Genomic DNA, 18,846 nt, shown 5'->3' with positions numbered 1-18,846 from the left:
AAAAGTTCCCGCTTAAGGCGCCGGCGGGCCTTTCAACTCAATGGTATTGCCTTCGGGATCGTTCAGATAGATGGATGGACCTTCCCCTTCGGCGCCATAGCGCGACGCTTCGGGACCGGCATTGATGCCGGCGGCAAGCAGTTGCGCGCGGATTGCGGCCTCATCGTAAGGATCGACGCGGAAACACAGATGGTCCATATTGCGGCCCTCGCTGCCAGGCGCGGCGCCGCCTGCCCGCCCCAGCTTGCCGTCGACAGGCACCAGGTCAAGCAGGCAGGTGCCAGCACGCAGCTGCACCAGGCCGATCTCGTCCTGGCGTCGTTCCACAGTGCAGCCAAGCACGTCGCAGTAGAAGGCCAGCATCGCCTTCAGATTGACCACGCGCAGCACCACGTGGTCGATGTGCTGGATCCGGATCATCAGTCGGCGTGCCGCTCGACCCAGGTGGCGAACGAATCGATAAAGTTCTGCAAGAATTGCTTGGTGCTGTCCTCAGTCAGATCATCGCCGCTGTACAGCTTGCCGATATTGCTGATGTAGGCTTCCGGCTGCGGCATCGCGGGCATGTTGAGAAACACCAGCGACTGGCGCAAATGATGGTTGGCGCCAAACGCGCCCGAGGCGCCAGGCGAGGCGCTGATGACCGCGCACGGCTTGCCGTTCCAGGCGCTGGCGCCGTAGGGGCGCGAGCCGACGTCGATGGCGTTTTTCAGCACGGCCGGCACGGAGCGGTTGTATTCGGGCGTGCAGAACAGCACCCCGTCGACGGCGCGGATGCGCTCGCGGAACTCGGTGTAGGTGGGAGGCGGCGAATCATCATCGTCCTGGTTGTACATCGCCAGCTGGCCGATCTCGATGATTTCCATGTCGAGCTGGGTGGGCGCCAGCAGCATCAAGGTCTTGGCAACCCGGCGATTGAACGATTCCTTGCGCAGACTGCCGATGATGACAGCGATCTTTCTCGTGGCCATAGCATTCCTTTCGGGGTGGGCGGTGGTTCGACGGGAGCATCAACCTCCGATAGTAGCAATTTTTGCATGCCCTCGCTCGAACCGGCGAACACCCCTCTTCGCATCAGTAGCCGACCGTGAAGCGTTTGCGTGGGTGGACCGGCTCTTCCAGTTCATCGATCATGGCGACCGCATAGTCTTCGACCGAAATGCTGCTGCTGCCATCGTCGCGGGTCAGCAAGCGATCGAGGGCTGTGCGGAACACGCCGGTGCGCTGGCCGGGCGCTATGACGGCGGACGGGCTGAGCATGGTCCAGTTCAGCGCTGTCTCGCGGCGCAGCATCTCAAGCGCCTGCAGTGCTCCTTGCGCCGTGGCCTTGTACTGCGGCGGGAAGTCGGGCGTGTCGATCACCAGCTGGCCAGGGGCCACCTCGAGCGAACCGGCGCCACCGACCACCAGCAGGTGTGGCGCACGCGCTTCCTTGGCGGCCGTGATGATATTGCCGATCCCGGTCAGGTAATAGTCAAGGACCTCGCTTTGCGCGTGGCCACTGAAAGCGGCAATCGCGGCGTCGAAGCCGTGCAGCTGCGCGCTGAGCTTTTGCACATCCATCACGTCGCTGGCCACGACGGTCAGATTGGCCTGGGCTGCGATCTTTTCGGGGCGGGTCACCAGCGCGGTGACGCTGTGGCCACGTGCCAGCGCTTCGTTGCGCAGCGCAGTGCCGATAAAGCCGCTGGCGCCAATCAATACAATGTTCATGCAATGCTCCTGATGTGGTTGGTATGGCACGCATCATGACATTGGCCATTGATAAGATAAACTGCAAGAATGATAATTCATTGTTCTTATTTCCTTATCAATGACCATGCCGCTACCGGATCAGATTGACCTCAACAGCCTGACCTACTTCGACTGTGTGGTGGAAGCGGGCAGCTTTACTGGCGCGGCCGACCGCCTGGGCGTGGCCAAGGCCAAGATCAGCGTGCAGATCGCACGTCTGGAACGCCAGCTGGGAGTGGCGCTGTTCACCCGCACCACGCGCCAGGTGAGCTTGACCGACGCCGGGCGCGCGCTGATTGCCCAGTGCCAGCCGCTGTTGCGTGGCCTGTCCGACGCGCTGGCCGAAGCTGGCAACGACCAGGGCGAGCTGTCCGGCATGCTGCGCATTACCACCACGGCGCTACAGGCCGCGCAATCCGTGGGGCCGGCGCTGGTGGAGTTTGCCGCCCTGCACCCACGCCTGCAAATCGACCTGCGTACCGGCGACAAAGTGGCCGACATGGTGGCAGAAGGCATCGACCTGGCATTTCGGATGGGGTGGTTGCGCGACTCGACCCAGCGCGCCATCAAGCTGCGCGAGTTTTCGCAATTCGTGGTGGCCTCGCCCGAGTATGTAAAACGGCGCGGCAAGCCGAAACGGCCGGAACATCTGGCCCAACTCGACTGGCTCGCCCTGTCGCTACTGCCAACGCCGCTGACCTGGAAATTCAGCCATGCCGATGGCAAGGACGTGACGGTGCATATGCAGTCGCGCATGCAGGTCGACGCGCCCAGTGCCTTGCTGGCCTTGATTGAACACGGCGCCGGCATCAGCGCGCTGGAAGAGATGACGATGAAGGAATCGCTCGCGGCCGGTCGCCTGGTGAAGCTGCTGCCGGCATGGTCACTGCAGAAAGGCGGCGTGTATGCGGTTCTGCCACCGGGCCGTCATGTACCAGCCAAAGTGCGCGCGTTTATTGATTTCTACCGCACCTATCTCGCACGGCGCTAGATGCGGCCGCGCCGGAACTCGGCCAGGAATTTCTTCGCCTCGGCGGCCGTCATGACCATGACCGGATCGCCGTGGTACACATACAGAAACGGCTCGCCGCCCAGGCGGTCGGTCAGCTTGGCCGACACCAGAAAGCGCGTGCCGGGCGGGTGCAGCGCGGCATCGCTCAGACTGCGCGCGCAATGCACCTTCAGGCTGGGCGCGAATGCCTGCCCTGCCATCGGCCGGATGCGCAGCACGCCGCTGCGCGGGTCCACAAACGATTCGACCGCCACCTCGCGGTAGGCATAGGTATCGCGCGCCATCGCCTACGCCTTGGCCAGCGCGGCGGGTGCGCGCACCACATGCGCCTCGCGGATCGGCAAATTGATCAGGGCCGCACCAACGGCCAGCACAATGTCGGCGTACCACATCCAGGTGTAGTCGCCGTAGGTGACGAACGACAGGCCGCCCAGCCAGGCACCGAGGAAGCCGCCGATCTGGTGCGACAGCAAGGTCAGACCGAACAGCGTGGACAAGTAGCGCATGCCGAACAGTTTGCCCACCAGGCCCGCTGTTGGCGGCACCGTGGCCAGCCAGGTGAAACCAAGCGCGCCGGCAAAGATGTAGAACGTCAGCGCGGTTTTGGGTGCCAGTAGATACAGCACGATGATCACGGCGCGGCTGGCATACATCAGCGCCAGCAGAGATTTCATGCGGTAGCGGGTCGACAGCGCACCGGCCGTCAGGCTGCCAGCGATATTAAATAAACCGATCAGTGCCAGCGAAGCGGCAGACACGCCGGCCGGCAGATTGCACAGCGCGACTTCGTTCGGCAAGTGCGTTACCAGGAAGGCGATGTGAAAGCCGCAGGTAAAAAAGCCGGCATGCAGGAACAGGTAACTGGGGTCGCGCAGCGCTATCTTGATCTGCTGGCCCAGGCCGATGCCAGGCGCCTCGACCGGTTTTGCAGGTGCGGCAGGATCCGCCTTGGCCAGCCCCGCATTGCGGCGCAGCGGCCAGGCCAGAGGAATGGTGAGCAAGGTGGTCGCGGCCATGGTCAGCATCGCCATCACCCAGCCTGCGCTGCTGATAATGGCTTGCATGAGCGGCGCGAACACGAACTGGCCGAAGGAGCCGCCCGCGTTGATGAAGCCCGCTGCGAACGGACGGCGCGCGGCCGGCAGCCGTTGTGCGGTGGCGCCAATCAGAATCGAAAAACTGCCCGCCCCCGCCCCCGCGGCGCTGAGAATGCCCATGCACACGATCAGGCTCCACTGCGAGTTGACGAAGGGCGTCAGCGCGGTGCCGCCGGCCAGCAGCAAGGCGCCCAGAATGATCACCTTGGCCGAGCCCCATTTGTCGGCCACGGCGCCAAACACCGGCTGCGCCGCGCCCCACACGAACTGGCCAATGGCCATGGCAAAACTGATCGACGCGATGCCAAGGCCGGTGGACGTGTTAATCGGTGACATGAACAAGCCCGTGGTCAGGCGCGCGCCCATGGTGATCATCAAGATCGCCGAGGCGGCCAGGATCAGCATCCACGCGGCGCGTGGCGACATTTCATTCTGTGTGTGCATGGTGTGCTTCCTCGAGCAAAGGGCCAAGTTGGGTCATGGTGGTTTCCAGCTGCTGATTGAGCGCGCGTACGGCATCGCGGCCCATCAGCTTTTCGAATTCGGTTTGCGCGGCGCGCCAGACCACGTAGGCCTGCTCCACTTTTGCGCGCCCGGCCGGGGTGATGGTGACGATGCGCTGGCGGCTGTCGGCACCGGGCATGAGGACGACAAAGCCGGCTTCCAGCAGCGGCTTGAGGTTGCGCGTGAGCGTGGTGCGCTCCATTCCGAGCGTGTCGGCCAGCTCGGCCACCGGGCGGGCCGCGCGGGCGGCATTGACCAGCAGGCTGTACTGGGTGGTTTTCAGACCGACGGTGGCCATGTGCTGGTCGTACAGACGCGACATGGCCCGCGTCAGCTTGCGCAACTTGAAGCAGGTACAACCGAGCGGTTTTTCGAGGAGGTCGTGCATTTAGGTGCAGTTACACATATCTGATGAATTGGATTATAGTGTATCTACACGCTTTGTGTTCAACACCGTCAGAAAGGATGGAAAATGGAGCAAGAGGACAAGCGCCAGCAATGGCTCGACGAAGCAGCCGCCATGCGTGCCGGGCTGGCCGCGCCGGGCGTGGCCGACCGGGAAGCGCTGCGTTCGCGCACCGGCATCGCGTTTTTGAAGGACATAGGCAGCGGCGCCCTGCCCCCGGCGCCCATCGCCGAGCTGCTCGATATCACGCCAATTTCCGTCGAACCGGGCGTGGTGGTATTCCAGGGCTTGCCCTCGCTGGCGCATTACAATCCCAGCGGCGTGGTGCATGGAGGCTACGCCGCCACCCTGCTGGACACTGCGGTCGGCTGCTCCATCCATTCCATGCTGCCTGCCGGTAAAGGCTATACAACCCTGGAACTGAAGGTGAACTATATCCGCGCAATGACGGACAAAACAGGGCCAGTGCGGGCCGAAGCGAAGGTGGTCAGCGTGGGCGGCCAGGTTGGCATTGCTGAAGGCCGCATCACCGATGCCAATGGCAAGTTATATGCGTTCGCGACCACCACCTGCCTGATCTTCGATATCTGAGGCAGCGCAGGGTTATGTTGCGTCGATATGGTTTATTTTTGTTCAATGCCTAAAGATTGAATTGGGTAAATTATAATTACCTATTAGCATTTAATCCTTCCGCAAATATATGACCGCGCAATTCAACCCTTACCAGTCCCCCACCGCCTTGGCTGACGCGCCCGCCGATGTCGAACAATTGCGCCAGGCGAGCAAGTGGATCCGCTTCTTCACCTTCTTGATCGACTACTTTTTCTATACGCTGGCTGCATTTGTCTGCGGCTTCATTGCCGCACTGATCGGCCCGGCAGCCATTGCAGCAATTCAAGCATGGAACGGTTTTCTGTTTTCGGTGGCACTGTTCATCGTTTATTACGCAGCGTTCGAATCCATCTGGGCCCGCACACCCGGCAAATTCATCCTCGGCACCAAGGTCATGACCGAGACCGGCGGCGTTCCGGGATTCGGCACGATCATGAAACGCACCCTTTCCCGTTTCATTCCGTTCGAAGCGTTTTCCTATTTTGGCGATCGCGGCTGGCATGACGAGGTTGCCAAGACGGTCGTGATTCGCACCCGCTAAGCCGACGCCTACGCGGCGCCGGAAAAGATTGAACATCCAGCAAAGTCGCGCCATACTCGCAACAGCTTCCCAGCCAGGCGAACCGACGACGAGACCGCGCAGATGAATCAATACATCCTGTTCATGCATAACGATGTCAACGATGCTGCCATCGCCAATGATGCGCAGCGTTGGCACACTTACCTGGCAAGCCTGCGATCGTCAGGCTGCTTTGATGGCGGCAGCGCCATCGGCGCTGGCATCCTCGTTCAGAAAGATTGCACGGAGCGCGACGCCAATGGCAAGGTGACCGGCTATCTGCTTGTGCGCGCCGACAGTATTCAGGCAGCGCAGCACTTCTTACAGGGCAACCCGACGCACGCGGCCGGCGGCACGGTCGAAATTCGCTTGCTCGTGCGCGACTGAGCGCGCGTCACTTTCAGGCGCTAGAGTATGAGACCGCATTCAGCCAGGCGCGCTCGCTAACCATGCCAACCGCCACGGCAGTGATGCCATTCAGCGTTGTACTGCGCCCCCTATCAAGCCCTCTAAGAAAAACGTACATAACGACAAAATGAAAAAAATACTTTCTATTGCACTCGTTCTTTGGTCAGGCGTAGTTTGCGCAGAAGAAGTGCTCACCTCGCCAGTTTCAAAGATCGCCGCTACTTCAAGTCCGGCTGCAGCGCGTGAAGCGCCCAACGATGCGCGTCTCAAAGGACAGTGGACCGGGGTGTTATCTGGCACGAGTTCGACTTCCGAACACAGAACACTTGCTATCAGACTAACGCTGGATGACGCCAAAGCCAAGGTGGAATTTCAAAAGAAGAATGGTGTGTGGAAGGAGACGATGCCTGGACTGTTCCGCGTTTCTGTCGACCGGGGCAATGCGGTCGTTCAAGGTACCAATTCCGGCAAAAGCGACGAGGATGTGTGGGTAGAAACCTGGATCTTGGGCATCACATCCCAGTCCGAAAATACACTGCGCGTTGCCTATTCCAGAGTCGTCAATAATGTTACGAGTCCGTCATCGGACGAGGACAAGACGTTTGCATATGGGCTGTCAGGCACGTTCACGCGTAGGACAGCAGAGATACTTGCGGCAGACGAGATTAGTCCGATCGTTGAAATTACCGCAGAAGAATCGGGCAATTTCAACTGGCGAGGCAAGTCCATGTCTGCAGAAGGTTTAAAGGCTGCGCTCATTGCGGAAAGTAAGCTTCATCCGATCACCGAGGTGCGTTTACTTGAGGGCGACGCCTATCCAGACGTGAAGCAGCTGATCGCCTACGGCGGCGCTGTACGCGCCATTGGGTTGAAGAAAAGTTTTTTCGAGCGTGACGGCGAGTTCAAGACAATTGAATGGGTTGACTAGTTGGACCGAAGCTGAATCTTCGTGGTAGTCTGCCATCGGCCAACAGCGGACGTTGACGGCCGTAAAAATTCAAACAATTTTTTCATCAAAACAGGTTAATGGCTCAATATGGCAGGCGCCACCGCAGAAGTGTTGCTGCGTCAATCGATTTCCGACCGCGAGCGTGAGCTGATTGAAAGCTATATTCAAACAGCGGCCTCTGCCGTTGAGGGGAAGTCCTTCTGGGTTGCAGGACAACCGTTTGTTTGGTACGACGGGACTGCCGACGAGGAAGAGCTGGCGCTCGATATTTTGGGGTTGAATCCTCGTGGCGTAGTCGGTTTTTGCGCTATGTGCCGTGGAACTGTATCAGAAGCCTATCTTGCAATGCTCGTGGCGCGTATTGCACAGAAACTCGACGGTGTGATTGCATTGGGCGGCCACATCAAGTCGCTCGCTGATGACGGCATTTTAGTCATGGAGGGGCGATTCGAAGGTGCGTATGGCGACTACGTCACCCCCGAGTTTCTTTATCATTGGATTGGTCATCCAAAGTTCCGGATGATAAATTGAAGCCCGCATTTACAGGCTCTATACGGCCAGCACCGGACATCGGAAGCTTCGCCAAAAATGTAGCGGGCCAAACAATAGAGAACTTATGAAAGTAGAACTGCTGATCGTGGAGGACGTATTTGATCTTGTGAGTCAGGGACTCGTATGCGCGCCTCATCTCCAGCCGTCACCAGAAATGCCGTTCAAGAATTTCTCGGCAGTCGTGAGTGTTCATCCTCCTGATGGTCCTGCATTTGATGTCAGTGCGTGGTTCAATCTTACGCATTTCAACATCCCGGATGTAACCGCTCCGCTTCAGAAGCGCTGGCAAGTTGTAACGAGTCTCGGAAGAATACCGAAAGAGTCCGTTCCGGTTGGTAGTGTCATTCTCTGCGACATCGAAACAAAAGCTCGTTTTTCACTTTTTAAATGAACGTCCGCAACGGGGCGTAAGGAGCCGACAGCGAAGGCGCAACCGACTGCGGTCGACTAGGTAGCACCTGGCGACTTGACGAGCGCGGCGCGGTATTGCAGGTAGTCCTGCGCGGTTTGCTTCGGCGCCTCGGCCATCGGCAAGTGCCCGATGCCCTCCATCAAGATCACCTGTGCATTCGGAAACAGCTGCTTGAACGCCACCGCGCCGGCAGGACTGAGCACTTTGTCTTCCTTGCCCCACACAATCAGCGCGGGCGTGGCCATCGGCTGGTACGTCACTTCCAGCAAGGGTGACTCCTGCATCTGGCGCATGATGCGCGTGTGCAGCGCCAGATCCGCCACGCCGCGCCGGCCCAGGGCGATGCGGGCAAAGCGCGGCACGAACGGTGTCTTGTGGGTGGTGATGGCAATGGTGGCGTCAAAGTCTTCCACCCGCTTGACCAATAGCGGGCATTCGCCGGTCGCCTCGTAGTGGCGCAGCATGGCTGACTCGTGCGAGGCCGCGGTGCCGGCGGGATCGAGCAGCCACAGGCTCTGCACCATGTGACCGTACGGCACTGCAAACTGGGCAGAAATAAATCCCCCCATCGAATTGCCGCCCAGGTGCAGACGTTCAATGCCCAGCTGGGTAATGAAGCTGTGGATGCGCGCGACCTGGTCGGCCATGGCGTAACTGGCCTTGGGATCGCGCGTGGCGTCGCCAAAGCCGGGCAGATCGGGAATGATGACGCGGTAATGCGGCGTCAGATGGCGCGCGATGCGGGTGAAGTTATCCTTGTCGCCGCCAAAGCCGTGGATCAGCAGCAGGACGTCGCCCTTGCCACCTTCGAGGTAAGGCATGGTGAAGCCGTCGACCTGCAAGCTGCGCGTGTTCAGCCCGCTCAGGCGGCGTTCCAGCCACAGGCCTGCGGTGGTCATGCCGACAGGGGCCAGGCGTGTGGCGAGGAACAAGGCGGCAAGCACCGCCGCAAATGCATACAGAACAATCATACGGGATCCGGTCGTGATATTGAACGACCATCATACCGAAGGATAGGGGCCAGCAGTCAGCCACATCGTCCTCGCGCAGGCGGGGACCTATTCCACATCACCGAAGTTGGTCAGCATGGGATGGGTCCCCGCCTGCGCGAGGACGATGTGTGGGTGCTCGATTAGGCTGTGGCGGCCTTGATCAGCATGCAGATCGCTTCCGCCGCCATGCCTTCTTCGCGCCCGAGATAACCGAGCTTTTCGTTGGTCTTGGCCTTGATGTTGATCTGCTGGGGCGACACGCCCACATCTTCGGCAATGCGCGACACCATCTGCGGAATGTGCGGCGCCATTTTCGGCGCCTGCGCGATGATGGTCGCATCGATATTGCCAATGGTGTAGCCGGTGGCCACAACACGGTGCGCCACTTCGCGCAGCAGCGTACGCGAATCGGCGCCGGCGAACATGGGGTCGGTGTCCGGGAAGTGCTTGCCAATGTCGCCCAGGCCGGCAGCGCCCAGCATCGAATCGATGATGGCGTGCAGCAGCACGTCGGCGTCGGAATGGCCGAACAGGCCGGTTTTGTGCGGGATGGTCACCCCGCCGATGATCAGTTTGCGGCCCTCGACCAGGGCGTGGCAGTCGTAGCCGGTGCCAATACGAAACGGGGGTGTTGGATTATAGGAAGCCAGTGACATGATGAATTCGCTATCAGGTTACGGCGCAGCCAGGTACATCTCGGCAATGCGGATGTCCGCAGGCAGCGTCACTTTTAAGTTACGGGGATGTCCTTCGACCAGCTTGGGCGAGTGTCCCAACGCCTCGATCGCACTGGCGTCATCGGTAATGACACTGGCGTCGGTGGCGGCGGCGAGCGCGTCGACAAGCAGCCGGTAGCGGAACATTTGCGGAGTCTGCGCCAGCCACAAGCCGTCCCGCGCTACCGTGGAGACAGCCGCGCCTGCGCGCTTGACGGTGTCGACCACCGGCAGCGCGAGCAGGCCGCCGACGGCGTCGCCGCCTATCGTTGTAATGAGTTTCTCGATCAGGGCCGCGTTCAGGCCGGGCCGTGCGGCATCGTGCACCAGCACCCAGTCTTGCGGGCCGACCAGCTCGCCCATCTGGCGCAAGCCGTTTTGAATCGATTCCATGCGGGTGGCACCGCCGCAGCGCAGCACGGTGACGCCTGCATCTGGGACAACGCCATCGATCTGGCCGTCGTCAGGGCTGACCACAATAAAGGTATGGGTAATCAGTGCACTCGACAAAAAAGCGTCGATGGTGTGGCGCAGCATGGGTTTGCCGCCAATGGCCATGTACTGCTTCGGTCCGTTTGCAGCCATGCGGGCGCCCACGCCGGCGGCGGGTATCAGGGCAAAATAACGCGGTGCAGGCTGGTTCATGGAGTTCTGTTGGTTTGACCGTTTGGTGCTATGAATGACTGTACCTCACCTTGGCAAACTCTGCTCAGTCGCGCATATTCCTGCGGCGTATCGATCACGTCATGCAGCGCATCGGCACGCTTGATCTGGGCGGTAAAAAAGGGCACCCACACGTTTTCGACCTCGCGTTTCAGCGCGGCCTGCGCCTGCCCTGCAGGACCGTACTCGGCCTTGACGTTGAAGCGGCGCACCAGCGCCTCGCGCACAGCTATCTCCACTTTCGGCAATTGTTCAAAGTAAGTGTTGAGATGACGCATTTCGTGCGCAAGAATTTCCCGGTAGGCGCAAGTGCCGGGCAAAAACTCCTTGCCGATATAAATGACCGTCGGTTCATACGATACCGTCACTTCAATCTGGGAGCTGACGCATTCGTAACGCGAGATCGGGTTGCGCATGACGTGCGCGCTGTAGCCAATATTGGTGGCGTATTTGGTGGCCGTCACGCCCAGCACGGCGCCGTTGACGGGCGCCGGTTTTTGCGACTTGGCGGGCAGTTCGCGGAACGACAAGGTATTGTCGATCCTGTAGCCATTGAGCCGGCTTTTGACAATCGCGCGCGAGCCGGCCATGCGGTCTTCGCACAGGGCCTGGAACATGCCGCGTGACGCGAGCGCACTATTGCAGGTCAGGGCCAGCAAGAACAGGAGCAGCGCGCGCATGCGGGTCTCAGACCGACCAGTTGCCAGCTGCCAGCTTTTCAAGCCAGAAGGCGCCAATGATGGTCTTCACGTCGGTGATCTGGCCAAGCCGGACCATCTCCAGCAGTTCAGGAATGGTGGTGGTAAAGATGTCGAGGAACTCGCCCTCGTCGAGTTTGCGCGGGCCCGGCGTCAGGCCGCGCGCCACAAACATGTCCAGGTGTTCGTCGGAATAGGCAATGGCGTTATGAATTGTGCTGACGAACTGCCAGCTGTCGGCCGTGTAGCCGGTTTCTTCCTGCAGTTCGCGCTTGGCGCAGGCGAGCGTGTCTTCGCCCGGATCAATCTTTCCGGCGGGGAATTCGATGAACACGCGGTCGAGCGGGTAGCGAAACTGGCGTTCGAGCAGCACGCGGCCGTCGTCAAAGACCGGCAAAATCACGACCGCGCCAGGATGCTTGATGTATTCGCGGAAGGTAACAGCGTCATTGGGAAGCTTGACGCGGTCGCGCGTGACTTTGAGGAAGCCGCCATCATAGGCAAGTGCTCCATCGATCCGGGTTTCTTTGAGCTGCGAATCCATGCCCGCTCCTGGTGCGTGGTTAGTGATGGCGCTTGCGCAGGTAGCGCAGCACGAAGCCCGGGAACCCCAGTACCGCAAACAGGGGCACCGTGATCATGTAGAACTCCTTGACCTGGGTGAAGACGTTGCCAGCACGCGCTTCGAGCACGTAGGCGATGCCGCCGGTAACAAAGTATAAAACAAGCAGCTCGATGGCACGCACCCAGCCCGCCTTGGGTGGCGCGCCCAGCGGAATCACGCCGAACAGGGATTCATTCATGAACGGCAGGTTGGCGAGTACCAGTGCGACAGCAATCACCAACCATGCAGAAAGCGTTACATCCATCAGGTGCCGAGGGTGGCGTTCATGGCGTGCATGCAGGCCGTCAGCAGCGGACCGGCGTAAATACCCAGCACCACGATGGCAATGCCATTCAGGGTCAGGGTGGCGCGCATGTCGAACGGTACGGCCAGCGGAGCCGACTCTTCCGGCTCATCAAACCACATGACCTTGACCACGCGCAGGTAGTAGAAAGCGCCGATCAGCGAGAACATCACCGCCAGCACGGTCAGCCACACAGCGCCGGTCGACAGCACTGCCTGCAGCACGGCAAACTTGGCGGCAAAGCCCATCATCGGCGGCACGCCGGCCAGCGAGAACAGCAGAATCGACATGACAGCGGCAAACCATGGGCTGCGCTTGGACAAGCCCTTGAAGTCAGCCAGCTCTTCCGCCTCAAAACCAGCACGGGCCAGCAGCATGATCACGCCGAAGGTACCGAGCGTGGTCAGCACGTAGGTGATCGAGTAGTACATGGCCGAGCTGTAAGCTGCGGCAGCATTGTCTTGCTGGCCACCGACCACGCCTGCCATCAGGCCCAGCAGCACAAAGCCGGTCTGGGCGATGGTCGAGTAGGCCAGCATGCGCTTGAGGTTGGTTTGGGCAATCGCGGTCAGGTTGCCGATGGCCAGCGACATGACGGCCAGAATCATCAGCATTTGCTGCCAGTCCACTGCCATTGGCATCAAGCCTTCAACCAGGATACGGATGCAGATGGCAAAGGCAGCCAGTTTCGGCGCCGCGCCCAGCAACAGCGTGACCGCGGTTGGCGAACCCTGATACACGTCCGGCACCCACATGTGGAATGGCACCGCGCCCAGTTTGAAGGCCAGGCCTGCGACCACGAACACCACGCCAAACACCAGAATGGTGTGGTTGGCGGTAGCGCCAGCGGCCACGCGGGCGATCTGGCTGATATCGAGGGTGCCGGTGGCGCCGTACAGCATCGAAATACCGTACAGCAGGAAACCGGACGCCAGCGCCCCCAGGATGAAGTACTTCATCGATGCTTCGGTCGAGGCGGCGTGGTCACGGCGCAAGGCCACCAGCGCGTACAGCGACAGCGACATAAGTTCCAGACCCAGGTAAATCGCCAGCATGTTGTTACCGGAGATCATGATCATCTGGCCCAGCATGGCAAACAGGGCCAGCACGTAGAACTCGCCGCCCAGGTTGCCCGACAACATGCCCCGCTCCCCTGCGTACTGGCGCGAATAAATCAGCGTGATGCCGACTGCCAGGTAGGTGAACAGCTTGAGCAGGTTCGACATCGGATCCGACACGAACATATTATTGAATGTGTAGACCGTCAGGCCGAGCGAATAGTCGCACCAGGTCAGGTAGCCGCACACGATCAGCGTGGCCAGCGACAGGTAATACGTCAGCGCCCGCTTCGACGACGACAGGAACATGTCGATCAGCAGGATTGCCGACGCGGCAATCAGCAGGAAGATTTCGGCGGATACCGGAACCAGATTGGGATTGGTAGTTTCGATCATAGTCTGTTTTATTGCGGCAGTTTCGACACGGAGACATGCTGGAGCAAGTCTGCGACCGAGGTTTGCATCGTGTCGGTAAATGGCGCCGGATACAGGCCCATCGCAATCACGGCGATCGCCAGAATGCCCAGCATCAGGAATTCACGCTTGTTCAGGTCGGTCAGTTCTTTCACGTGCTCGTTGGCGATTTCGCCAAACACCACGCGCTTGACCATCCACAGCGAGTACGCTGCGCCGAAGATCAGGGCGGTGGCAGCCAGCATGCCGATCCAGAAGTTGAACTGGACCGCGCCCAGGATCACCATGAATTCGCCCACGAAGCCGGAAGTGGCTGGCAAGCCGCAGTTGGCCATCGAGAACAGCACGATGAAGGCAGCGAACTTCGGCATGGTGTTGACCACCCCGCCGTAGTCGGCGATCTGGCGCGAGTGCATGCGGTCGTACAGCACGCCGATGCACAGGAACATGGCGCCGGAGATAAAGCCGTGCGAAATCATTTGTACGATACCGCCCTGCACCGACATCTGGTTGAACATGAAGAAGCCCAGCGTTACAAAGCCCATGTGTGCAATCGACGAATACGCCACCAGCTTTTTCATGTCCTTCTGCACCAGTGCAACCAGACCAATATAGATCACGGCAATCAGCGACAGGGTAATGATGAACGGGCCCATGGCATGCGATGCATCGGGCGTGATTGGCAGCGAGAAGCGCAGGAAGCCATACGCGCCCAGTTTCAGCATGATGGCGGCCAGCACGGCCGAGCCGCCCGTTGGCGCTTCGACGTGCACGTCCGGCAACCAGGTATGGACCGGGAACATTGGCACCTTGACGGCGAACGCTGCCAGGAAGGCCAGGAAGATGAAGGTCTGCTCTTTCATCGTCAATGGCAGCTGGTGCCAGTCGAAGATGTTGAAGCTGCCCGAGGCGTTGTACAGGTAGATGATGGCAACCAGGGTAAGCAGCGAACCGAGGAAGGTGTACAGGAAGAACTTGAACGACGCATACACGCGGTCTGCCCCACCCCAGATACCGATGATGATGTACATCGGGATCAGGGTTGCTTCAAAGAAGAAGTAGAACAGCAAGCCGTCGGTGGCGGTGAACACGCCAATCATCAGGCCCGACAGAATCAGGAAGGCACCCATGTACTGGGCCACGCGCTTTTCGATTACTTCCCAGGCGGAAATGACGACGATGACGGTGATGAAGGCGGTCAGCGGCACGAACCACAGCGACAGGCCGTCCACGGCCAGTGCATAGAAAATGTTGAACTGGCCGATCCATGGCGCCTTTTCAACAAATTGCAGGCCATGGGCCGCGTTGTCGAAATGGGTCAGCAGAGGAATCGTGGCCAGGAAGCTGATCAAGGCGCCAGCGAGCGACAGCCAGCGGGTGAAGCCCGGCTTTTCATCGCGGCCGACGAACAGGATCAGCGCGCCAAAGGCGATCGGGAGCCAGATCGCCAGGCTCAGATACGGAGGTAATGTAGAAATAGACTGCATCATGTTGTCGTTGTCTTTGCGTGTCTGATTAAACGTGCCACAGCGAGAGGAAGTACTTCAGCGACGGGAGGAAGTACATCAGCGAAGCGAGCACGCCGATGATCATCACGAACGCGTAGTGATAGATGTAGCCGGTCTGGCCAGTGCGCACGATGGACGAGAACCAGCCCACCAGTTTGGCGCTGCCATTGACCAGCAGACCATCGATCAGCTTGCGGTCGCCAATGTTCCACAGGCCGCCGCCGAGCAGGCGCGCGCCGCCGGCAAACACCACGTCGTTGAACTTGTCCATGTAGTACTTGTTGTCCAGCAGCGTGTGCAGGGCCTTGAACTTGGCATAGAACCAGGCCGGTACGCGCGGGTTGACCATGTAGCAGTAGTAAGCGGACGCGACACCGGCAGCAGCCAGCCAGAACGGCATCGTCATCAGGCCATGTACCGCCATCTGCCACCAGCCATGGAACTCTTCGTGCAGCTCGTGCATGGCGTGATGGTTCTCGCCAACGAAGATCACGTTGTTGAAGAAGTCGCCATGCAGCATCGGGCCGATGGTCATGGCGCCGATGAAGACCGAAGGAATGGCCAGCAGGATCAGCGGCAGCGTCACGACCAGTGGCGACTCGTGCGGTTTCTCGCCCGGGGCCAGACCATGGTGATGATGGTCGTCGTGCGCATCCTCGTCGTGCGCATCCGAGTCATGGCCGTGGCTATGATGGCCAGTGCTGGCCTTGCCGAAGCGCTCTTCCCCGTGGAACACCAGGAAGTACATGCGGAACGAGTAGAAGGCGGTCACGAACACACCAGCCAGCACGGCGAAGTTGGCAAAGCCCGAACCCCAGATATGGGTGGCATGCACGGCTTCGATGATGCTGTCTTTCGAGTAGAAGCCCGAGAACAACGGCGTACCGATCAGTGCCAGCGAACCGAGCAAGGCGGTGATCCAGGTAATGGGCATGTACTTGCGCAGGCCGCCCATGTTGCGGATGTCCTGATCATGGTGCATGCCGATAATGACCGAACCGGCGCCCAGGAACAGCAGCGCCTTGAAGAAGGCGTGGGTCATCAGGTGGAATACGGCCACCGAATAGGCCGAGGAACCCAGCGCCACCGTCATGTAGCCCAGCTGCGACAGGGTCGAGTAAGCAACCACGCGCTTGATGTCGTTTTGAATGATGCCCAAAAAGCCCATGAACAGCGCGGTAATGGAACCAATCACCAGCACGAAGGACAAAGCAGTGTCGGACAGTTCGAACAGGGGCGACATGCGTGCCACCATGAAGATACCCGCGGTCACCATGGTTGCCGCGTGAATCAGTGCGGAAATCGGGGTCGGGCCTTCCATCGAATCAGGCAGCCAGACGTGCAGCGGGAACTGGGCCGATTTGCCCATTGCGCCAATGAACAGGCAGATGCAGGCCACGGTCAGCAGCATCCAGTCCGAACCTGGCAGGGTCAGCAGGGCCAGCGCTTCGCGCTTGGCAAACACTTCCTGGTAGTTCATGGAACCGGCATAGGCCAGCAGCAGACCAATGCCCAGGATGAAGCCGAAGTCACCCACGCGGTTGACCAGGAAGGCTTTCATATTGGCAAAGATCGCGGTCGGACGGGTGTACCAGAAACCAATCAGCAGGTAGGACACCAGGCCCACTGCTTCCCAGCCGAAGAACAGCTGCAGGAAGTTGTTGGCCATGACCAGCATCAGCATCGAGAACGTGAACAGCGAGATGTAGGCGAAGAAGCGGTTGTAGCCCTCGTCTTCTGCCATGTAGCCAATGGTGTAGATGTGCACCATCAGCGACACGAAGGTCACCACGCACATCATCATCGCCGACAGGGCATCGATCTGGAAACCGACTTCCATCTTCAGCGTACCGACCGTCATCCAGTTGTAGATGGTGCCGTTGAAGCTGGCGCCGTCCAGCACCGCCATCAGCGTCTGCACCGACAGGATCAGCGCGATGAGCACGCCAAGAATCGTCACCGTGTGCGACGTCTTGCGACCGACCATGTTGCCGAAGAACTTAGTACCGAACAAGCCGGCGATCACTGCGCCAGCCAGCGGCGCCAGTGGGACGGCAAGTAGGAGGTTAGGGTTGAGAAGTTGCCCCGCCATGTTGAACCTTAATCGTTATGTATTCGAGTTTTAACCGAGATCGCCGAAAACTTAGCCTTTGAGCCTGTCCAGGTCTTCCACATTGATGGTGTCCAGATTACGGAACATGACCACCAGAATCGCCAGCCCGATTGCCGATTCGGCAGCGGCGACGGTCAGGATGAAGAAGACAAAGATCTGCCCTGCCGCGTCGCCCAGATAGTGCGAAAACGCGATGAAGTTCATGTTCACGGCCAGCAGCATCAGTTCGATGGCCATCAGCAGAACAATGACATTCTTGCGGTTCAGGAAAATGCCGACGATCGAGATCGCGAACAGCATCGCGCCCAGGATCAGATAGTGTGTGAGCGTTAAAGTCATTATTTGGTCTCCTTGCTGGCGGCATCCTGCGCTTCGGCGGCAGCCAGGGCGGCCGCTTTCGATGCAGCATCAATCGCTGGCTGGTCCACGGCATCCATCTTGACGATGCGCAGGCGGTCATTGCGCTTGACGCGCACGGCATCGCCCGGGTTGAAGGCCTTGGTGTCCTTGCGCTTGCGCAGGGTCAGTGCCACGGCAGCAATGATCGCCACGAGCAAAATCGCTGCGGCAATTTCAAAGCCGTAAATATACTTGGTGTAGATCAGCAGGCCGAGTTCCTTGGTGCCGCCGATGTGGGCGCCCGCCACTGCCGGCGCCGGCTCGAAGTCAAGGAAACCGCGCCACAAGATGGCCGCCATTTCGAAGATGATCACAATGCCGATGCCCAGTGCCAGCGGCAGGTAGGACCAGAAGCCCTCGCGCATCTTGTCGATATTAATATCGAGCATCATCACCACGAACAGGAACAGCACCATCACGGCGCCCACATACACCAGCACCAGCACAATGGCGAGGAACTCGGCTTCGAGCAGCATCCAGATACCGGCTGCGTTGAAGAAGGCGAGCACCAGGAACAGCGCGGCGTGCACCGGGTTCCGGGCGGTGATGACGCGGACCGCTGCGAACAGCATGATCAGCGAGAACACGTAGAACAATATAGTTTTAAATTCCATGACTAACCCAGACACTTGCGATTAACGGTAAGGCGCATCGGCTGCACGGGCAGCGGCGATGTCGCCTTCGTAGCGGTCGCCAACAGCGAGCAACATCTCTTTCGTGTAATACAGGTCGCCACGTTTTTCGCCGTGGTATTCCAGTACATGCGTTTCAACGATCGAGTCGACCGGGCAGGATTCTTCGCAGAAACCGCAGAAGATGCACTTGGTCAGGTCGATGTCATAACGGGTGGTGCGGCGCGAACCGTCGTCACGCTGTTCCGATTCGATCGTGATGGCCATGGCCGGGCACACCGCTTCGCACAGCTTGCAGGCGATGCAGCGTTCTTCGCCGTTCGGGTAGCGGCGCAGCGCGTGCAGACCGCGGAAACGAGGCGACATCGGGGTCTTCTCTTCCGGGTACTGCACGGTGATTTTGCGGGCGAACATGTACTTGCCGGTCAGCGCCAGGCCCTTGAACAGTTCGACCAGCAGCATGCTGCTGAAAAAATCTTTAATCTGAGTCATTGTTCCTG

Annotated in this window: 25 protein-coding genes; 7 read left to right on the top strand and 18 right to left on the bottom strand. The window is 59.6% G+C overall.

Features of this window, described 5'->3' with window-relative positions:
• Positions 1–12: 12 nt before the first annotated feature.
• The 3 genes from BUC24_RS05280 to BUC24_RS05270 form a co-directional block, all read right to left on the bottom strand.
• The gene (locus BUC24_RS05280) at positions 13–423 is read right to left on the bottom strand and encodes a VOC family protein (RefSeq protein WP_373887969.1); all 411 of its coding nucleotides are present in this window, start codon (positions 421–423) and stop codon (positions 13–15) included.
• The gene (locus tag BUC24_RS05275; protein WP_073213049.1) at positions 420–971 is read right to left on the bottom strand and encodes an NADPH-dependent FMN reductase; all 552 of its coding nucleotides are present in this window, start codon (positions 969–971) and stop codon (positions 420–422) included. Before BUC24_RS05275 ends, BUC24_RS05280 begins: the two co-directional genes overlap by 4 nt.
• A gap of 103 nt (positions 972–1,074) precedes the next feature.
• Positions 1,075–1,713 (bottom strand): NAD(P)-dependent oxidoreductase, encoded by a 639-nt coding sequence (locus tag BUC24_RS05270; protein WP_073213048.1) that lies wholly within the window; start codon positions 1,711–1,713, stop codon positions 1,075–1,077.
• 106 nt (positions 1,714–1,819) lie between these two features.
• Here BUC24_RS05270 and BUC24_RS05265 point away from each other — a divergent pair, with 106 nt between their 5' ends.
• Positions 1,820–2,725: a LysR family transcriptional regulator gene (locus BUC24_RS05265; protein ID WP_073214813.1), complete on the top strand. Its 906-nt coding sequence runs from the start codon at positions 1,820–1,822 to the stop codon at positions 2,723–2,725.
• Here BUC24_RS05265 and BUC24_RS05260 read toward each other — a convergent pair.
• The 3 genes from BUC24_RS05260 to BUC24_RS05250 are packed head-to-tail and all read right to left on the bottom strand — an operon-like array spanning position 2,722 to position 4,735.
• On the bottom strand, positions 2,722–3,030 hold the full coding sequence (locus BUC24_RS05260) for a hypothetical protein (protein WP_073213047.1): 309 nt from the start codon (positions 3,028–3,030) through the stop codon (positions 2,722–2,724). The genes BUC24_RS05265 and BUC24_RS05260 overlap by 4 nt on opposite strands.
• Before the next feature lie 3 nt (positions 3,031–3,033).
• A complete protein-coding gene (locus BUC24_RS05255; RefSeq protein WP_073213046.1) occupies positions 3,034–4,287 on the bottom strand; it encodes an MFS transporter in 1,254 nt (417 codons plus the stop codon).
• The gene (locus tag BUC24_RS05250; RefSeq protein ID WP_073213045.1) at positions 4,271–4,735 is read right to left on the bottom strand and encodes a MarR family winged helix-turn-helix transcriptional regulator; all 465 of its coding nucleotides are present in this window, start codon (positions 4,733–4,735) and stop codon (positions 4,271–4,273) included. Before BUC24_RS05250 ends, BUC24_RS05255 begins: the two co-directional genes overlap by 17 nt.
• An 84-nt stretch (positions 4,736–4,819) precedes the next feature.
• On the opposite strand from BUC24_RS05250, the gene BUC24_RS05245 reads away from it, so the two are divergent.
• The 6 genes from BUC24_RS05245 (at position 4,820) to BUC24_RS26575 (ending at position 8,224) form a co-directional block, all read left to right on the top strand.
• Positions 4,820–5,344: a PaaI family thioesterase gene (locus tag BUC24_RS05245; protein WP_073213044.1), complete on the top strand. Its 525-nt coding sequence runs from the start codon at positions 4,820–4,822 to the stop codon at positions 5,342–5,344.
• Between the two features lie 109 nt (positions 5,345–5,453).
• The gene (locus BUC24_RS05240; protein ID WP_083598717.1) at positions 5,454–5,906 is read left to right on the top strand and encodes an RDD family protein; all 453 of its coding nucleotides are present in this window, start codon (positions 5,454–5,456) and stop codon (positions 5,904–5,906) included.
• Positions 5,907–6,008: 102 nt separating this feature from the next.
• Positions 6,009–6,311: a YciI family protein gene (locus BUC24_RS05235; RefSeq protein ID WP_073213043.1), complete on the top strand. Its 303-nt coding sequence runs from the start codon at positions 6,009–6,011 to the stop codon at positions 6,309–6,311.
• Positions 6,312–6,459: 148 nt separating this feature from the next.
• Positions 6,460–7,260 (top strand): hypothetical protein, encoded by an 801-nt coding sequence (locus BUC24_RS05230; RefSeq protein WP_143167393.1) that lies wholly within the window; start codon positions 6,460–6,462, stop codon positions 7,258–7,260.
• A gap of 108 nt (positions 7,261–7,368) precedes the next feature.
• Positions 7,369–7,812 (top strand): DUF6368 family protein, encoded by a 444-nt coding sequence (locus BUC24_RS05225; protein WP_073213041.1) that lies wholly within the window; start codon positions 7,369–7,371, stop codon positions 7,810–7,812.
• Positions 7,813–7,897: 85 nt separating this feature from the next.
• Positions 7,898–8,224 (top strand): hypothetical protein, encoded by a 327-nt coding sequence (locus BUC24_RS26575; protein ID WP_143167392.1) that lies wholly within the window; start codon positions 7,898–7,900, stop codon positions 8,222–8,224.
• A gap of 56 nt (positions 8,225–8,280) precedes the next feature.
• Here BUC24_RS26575 and BUC24_RS05220 read toward each other — a convergent pair whose 3' ends face one another.
• From BUC24_RS05220 to nuoI, 12 genes are all read right to left on the bottom strand, one after another.
• Entirely contained in the window at positions 8,281–9,216 is a 936-nt protein-coding gene (locus tag BUC24_RS05220) for an alpha/beta fold hydrolase (RefSeq protein ID WP_073213040.1), read from the bottom strand.
• A gap of 161 nt (positions 9,217–9,377) precedes the next feature.
• Positions 9,378–9,893, bottom strand: coding sequence for a 2-C-methyl-D-erythritol 2,4-cyclodiphosphate synthase (ispF, locus tag BUC24_RS05215; RefSeq protein WP_073213039.1), 516 nt, complete (start codon positions 9,891–9,893; stop codon positions 9,378–9,380).
• Positions 9,894–9,911: 18 nt separating this feature from the next.
• A complete protein-coding gene (ispD, locus tag BUC24_RS05210; RefSeq protein WP_073213038.1) occupies positions 9,912–10,598 on the bottom strand; it encodes a 2-C-methyl-D-erythritol 4-phosphate cytidylyltransferase in 687 nt (228 codons plus the stop codon).
• Complete coding sequence (locus tag BUC24_RS05205; RefSeq protein ID WP_073213037.1) at positions 10,595–11,296, bottom strand: hypothetical protein; 702 nt, start codon at positions 11,294–11,296, stop codon at positions 10,595–10,597. Before BUC24_RS05205 ends, ispD begins: the two co-directional genes overlap by 4 nt.
• Before the next feature lie 7 nt (positions 11,297–11,303).
• Complete coding sequence (locus BUC24_RS05200) at positions 11,304–11,858, bottom strand: NUDIX domain-containing protein (RefSeq protein ID WP_073213036.1); 555 nt, start codon at positions 11,856–11,858, stop codon at positions 11,304–11,306.
• A gap of 19 nt (positions 11,859–11,877) precedes the next feature.
• On the bottom strand, positions 11,878–12,156 hold the full coding sequence (locus BUC24_RS05195; RefSeq protein ID WP_373887965.1) for a DUF2818 family protein: 279 nt from the start codon (positions 12,154–12,156) through the stop codon (positions 11,878–11,880).
• A 26-nt stretch (positions 12,157–12,182) separates the two neighbouring features.
• A complete protein-coding gene (gene nuoN / locus BUC24_RS05190) occupies positions 12,183–13,676 on the bottom strand; it encodes an NADH-quinone oxidoreductase subunit NuoN (RefSeq protein WP_073213034.1) in 1,494 nt (497 codons plus the stop codon).
• An 8-nt stretch (positions 13,677–13,684) separates the two neighbouring features.
• Positions 13,685–15,184, bottom strand: coding sequence for an NADH-quinone oxidoreductase subunit M (locus tag BUC24_RS05185; RefSeq protein ID WP_073213033.1), 1,500 nt, complete (start codon positions 15,182–15,184; stop codon positions 13,685–13,687).
• A gap of 25 nt (positions 15,185–15,209) precedes the next feature.
• Positions 15,210–17,294 (bottom strand): NADH-quinone oxidoreductase subunit L, encoded by a 2,085-nt coding sequence (gene nuoL / locus BUC24_RS05180; RefSeq protein WP_073213032.1) that lies wholly within the window; start codon positions 17,292–17,294, stop codon positions 15,210–15,212.
• A gap of 51 nt (positions 17,295–17,345) precedes the next feature.
• Complete coding sequence (nuoK, locus tag BUC24_RS05175) at positions 17,346–17,654, bottom strand: NADH-quinone oxidoreductase subunit NuoK (protein ID WP_073213031.1); 309 nt, start codon at positions 17,652–17,654, stop codon at positions 17,346–17,348.
• Positions 17,654–18,328 carry an NADH-quinone oxidoreductase subunit J gene (locus tag BUC24_RS05170; RefSeq protein ID WP_073213030.1) on the bottom strand — a complete coding sequence of 225 codons (675 nt, stop codon included), beginning with the start codon at positions 18,326–18,328 and terminating at the stop codon, positions 17,654–17,656. The genes nuoK and BUC24_RS05170 overlap by 1 nt, the downstream gene beginning before the upstream one ends.
• 21 nt (positions 18,329–18,349) lie before the next feature.
• Positions 18,350–18,838: an NADH-quinone oxidoreductase subunit NuoI gene (gene nuoI / locus BUC24_RS05165; protein ID WP_073213029.1), complete on the bottom strand. Its 489-nt coding sequence runs from the start codon at positions 18,836–18,838 to the stop codon at positions 18,350–18,352.
• Between the last annotated feature and the right edge of the window lie 8 nt (positions 18,839–18,846).

Origin of the sequence: Massilia sp. CF038 (assembly GCF_900129765.1) — a bacterium.
Lineage (GTDB): Bacteria > Pseudomonadota > Gammaproteobacteria > Burkholderiales > Burkholderiaceae_D > Telluria_A.
The sequence above is the reverse complement of the archived record's forward strand: the minus strand, read 5'-3'. Positions and strand labels throughout refer to the sequence as shown.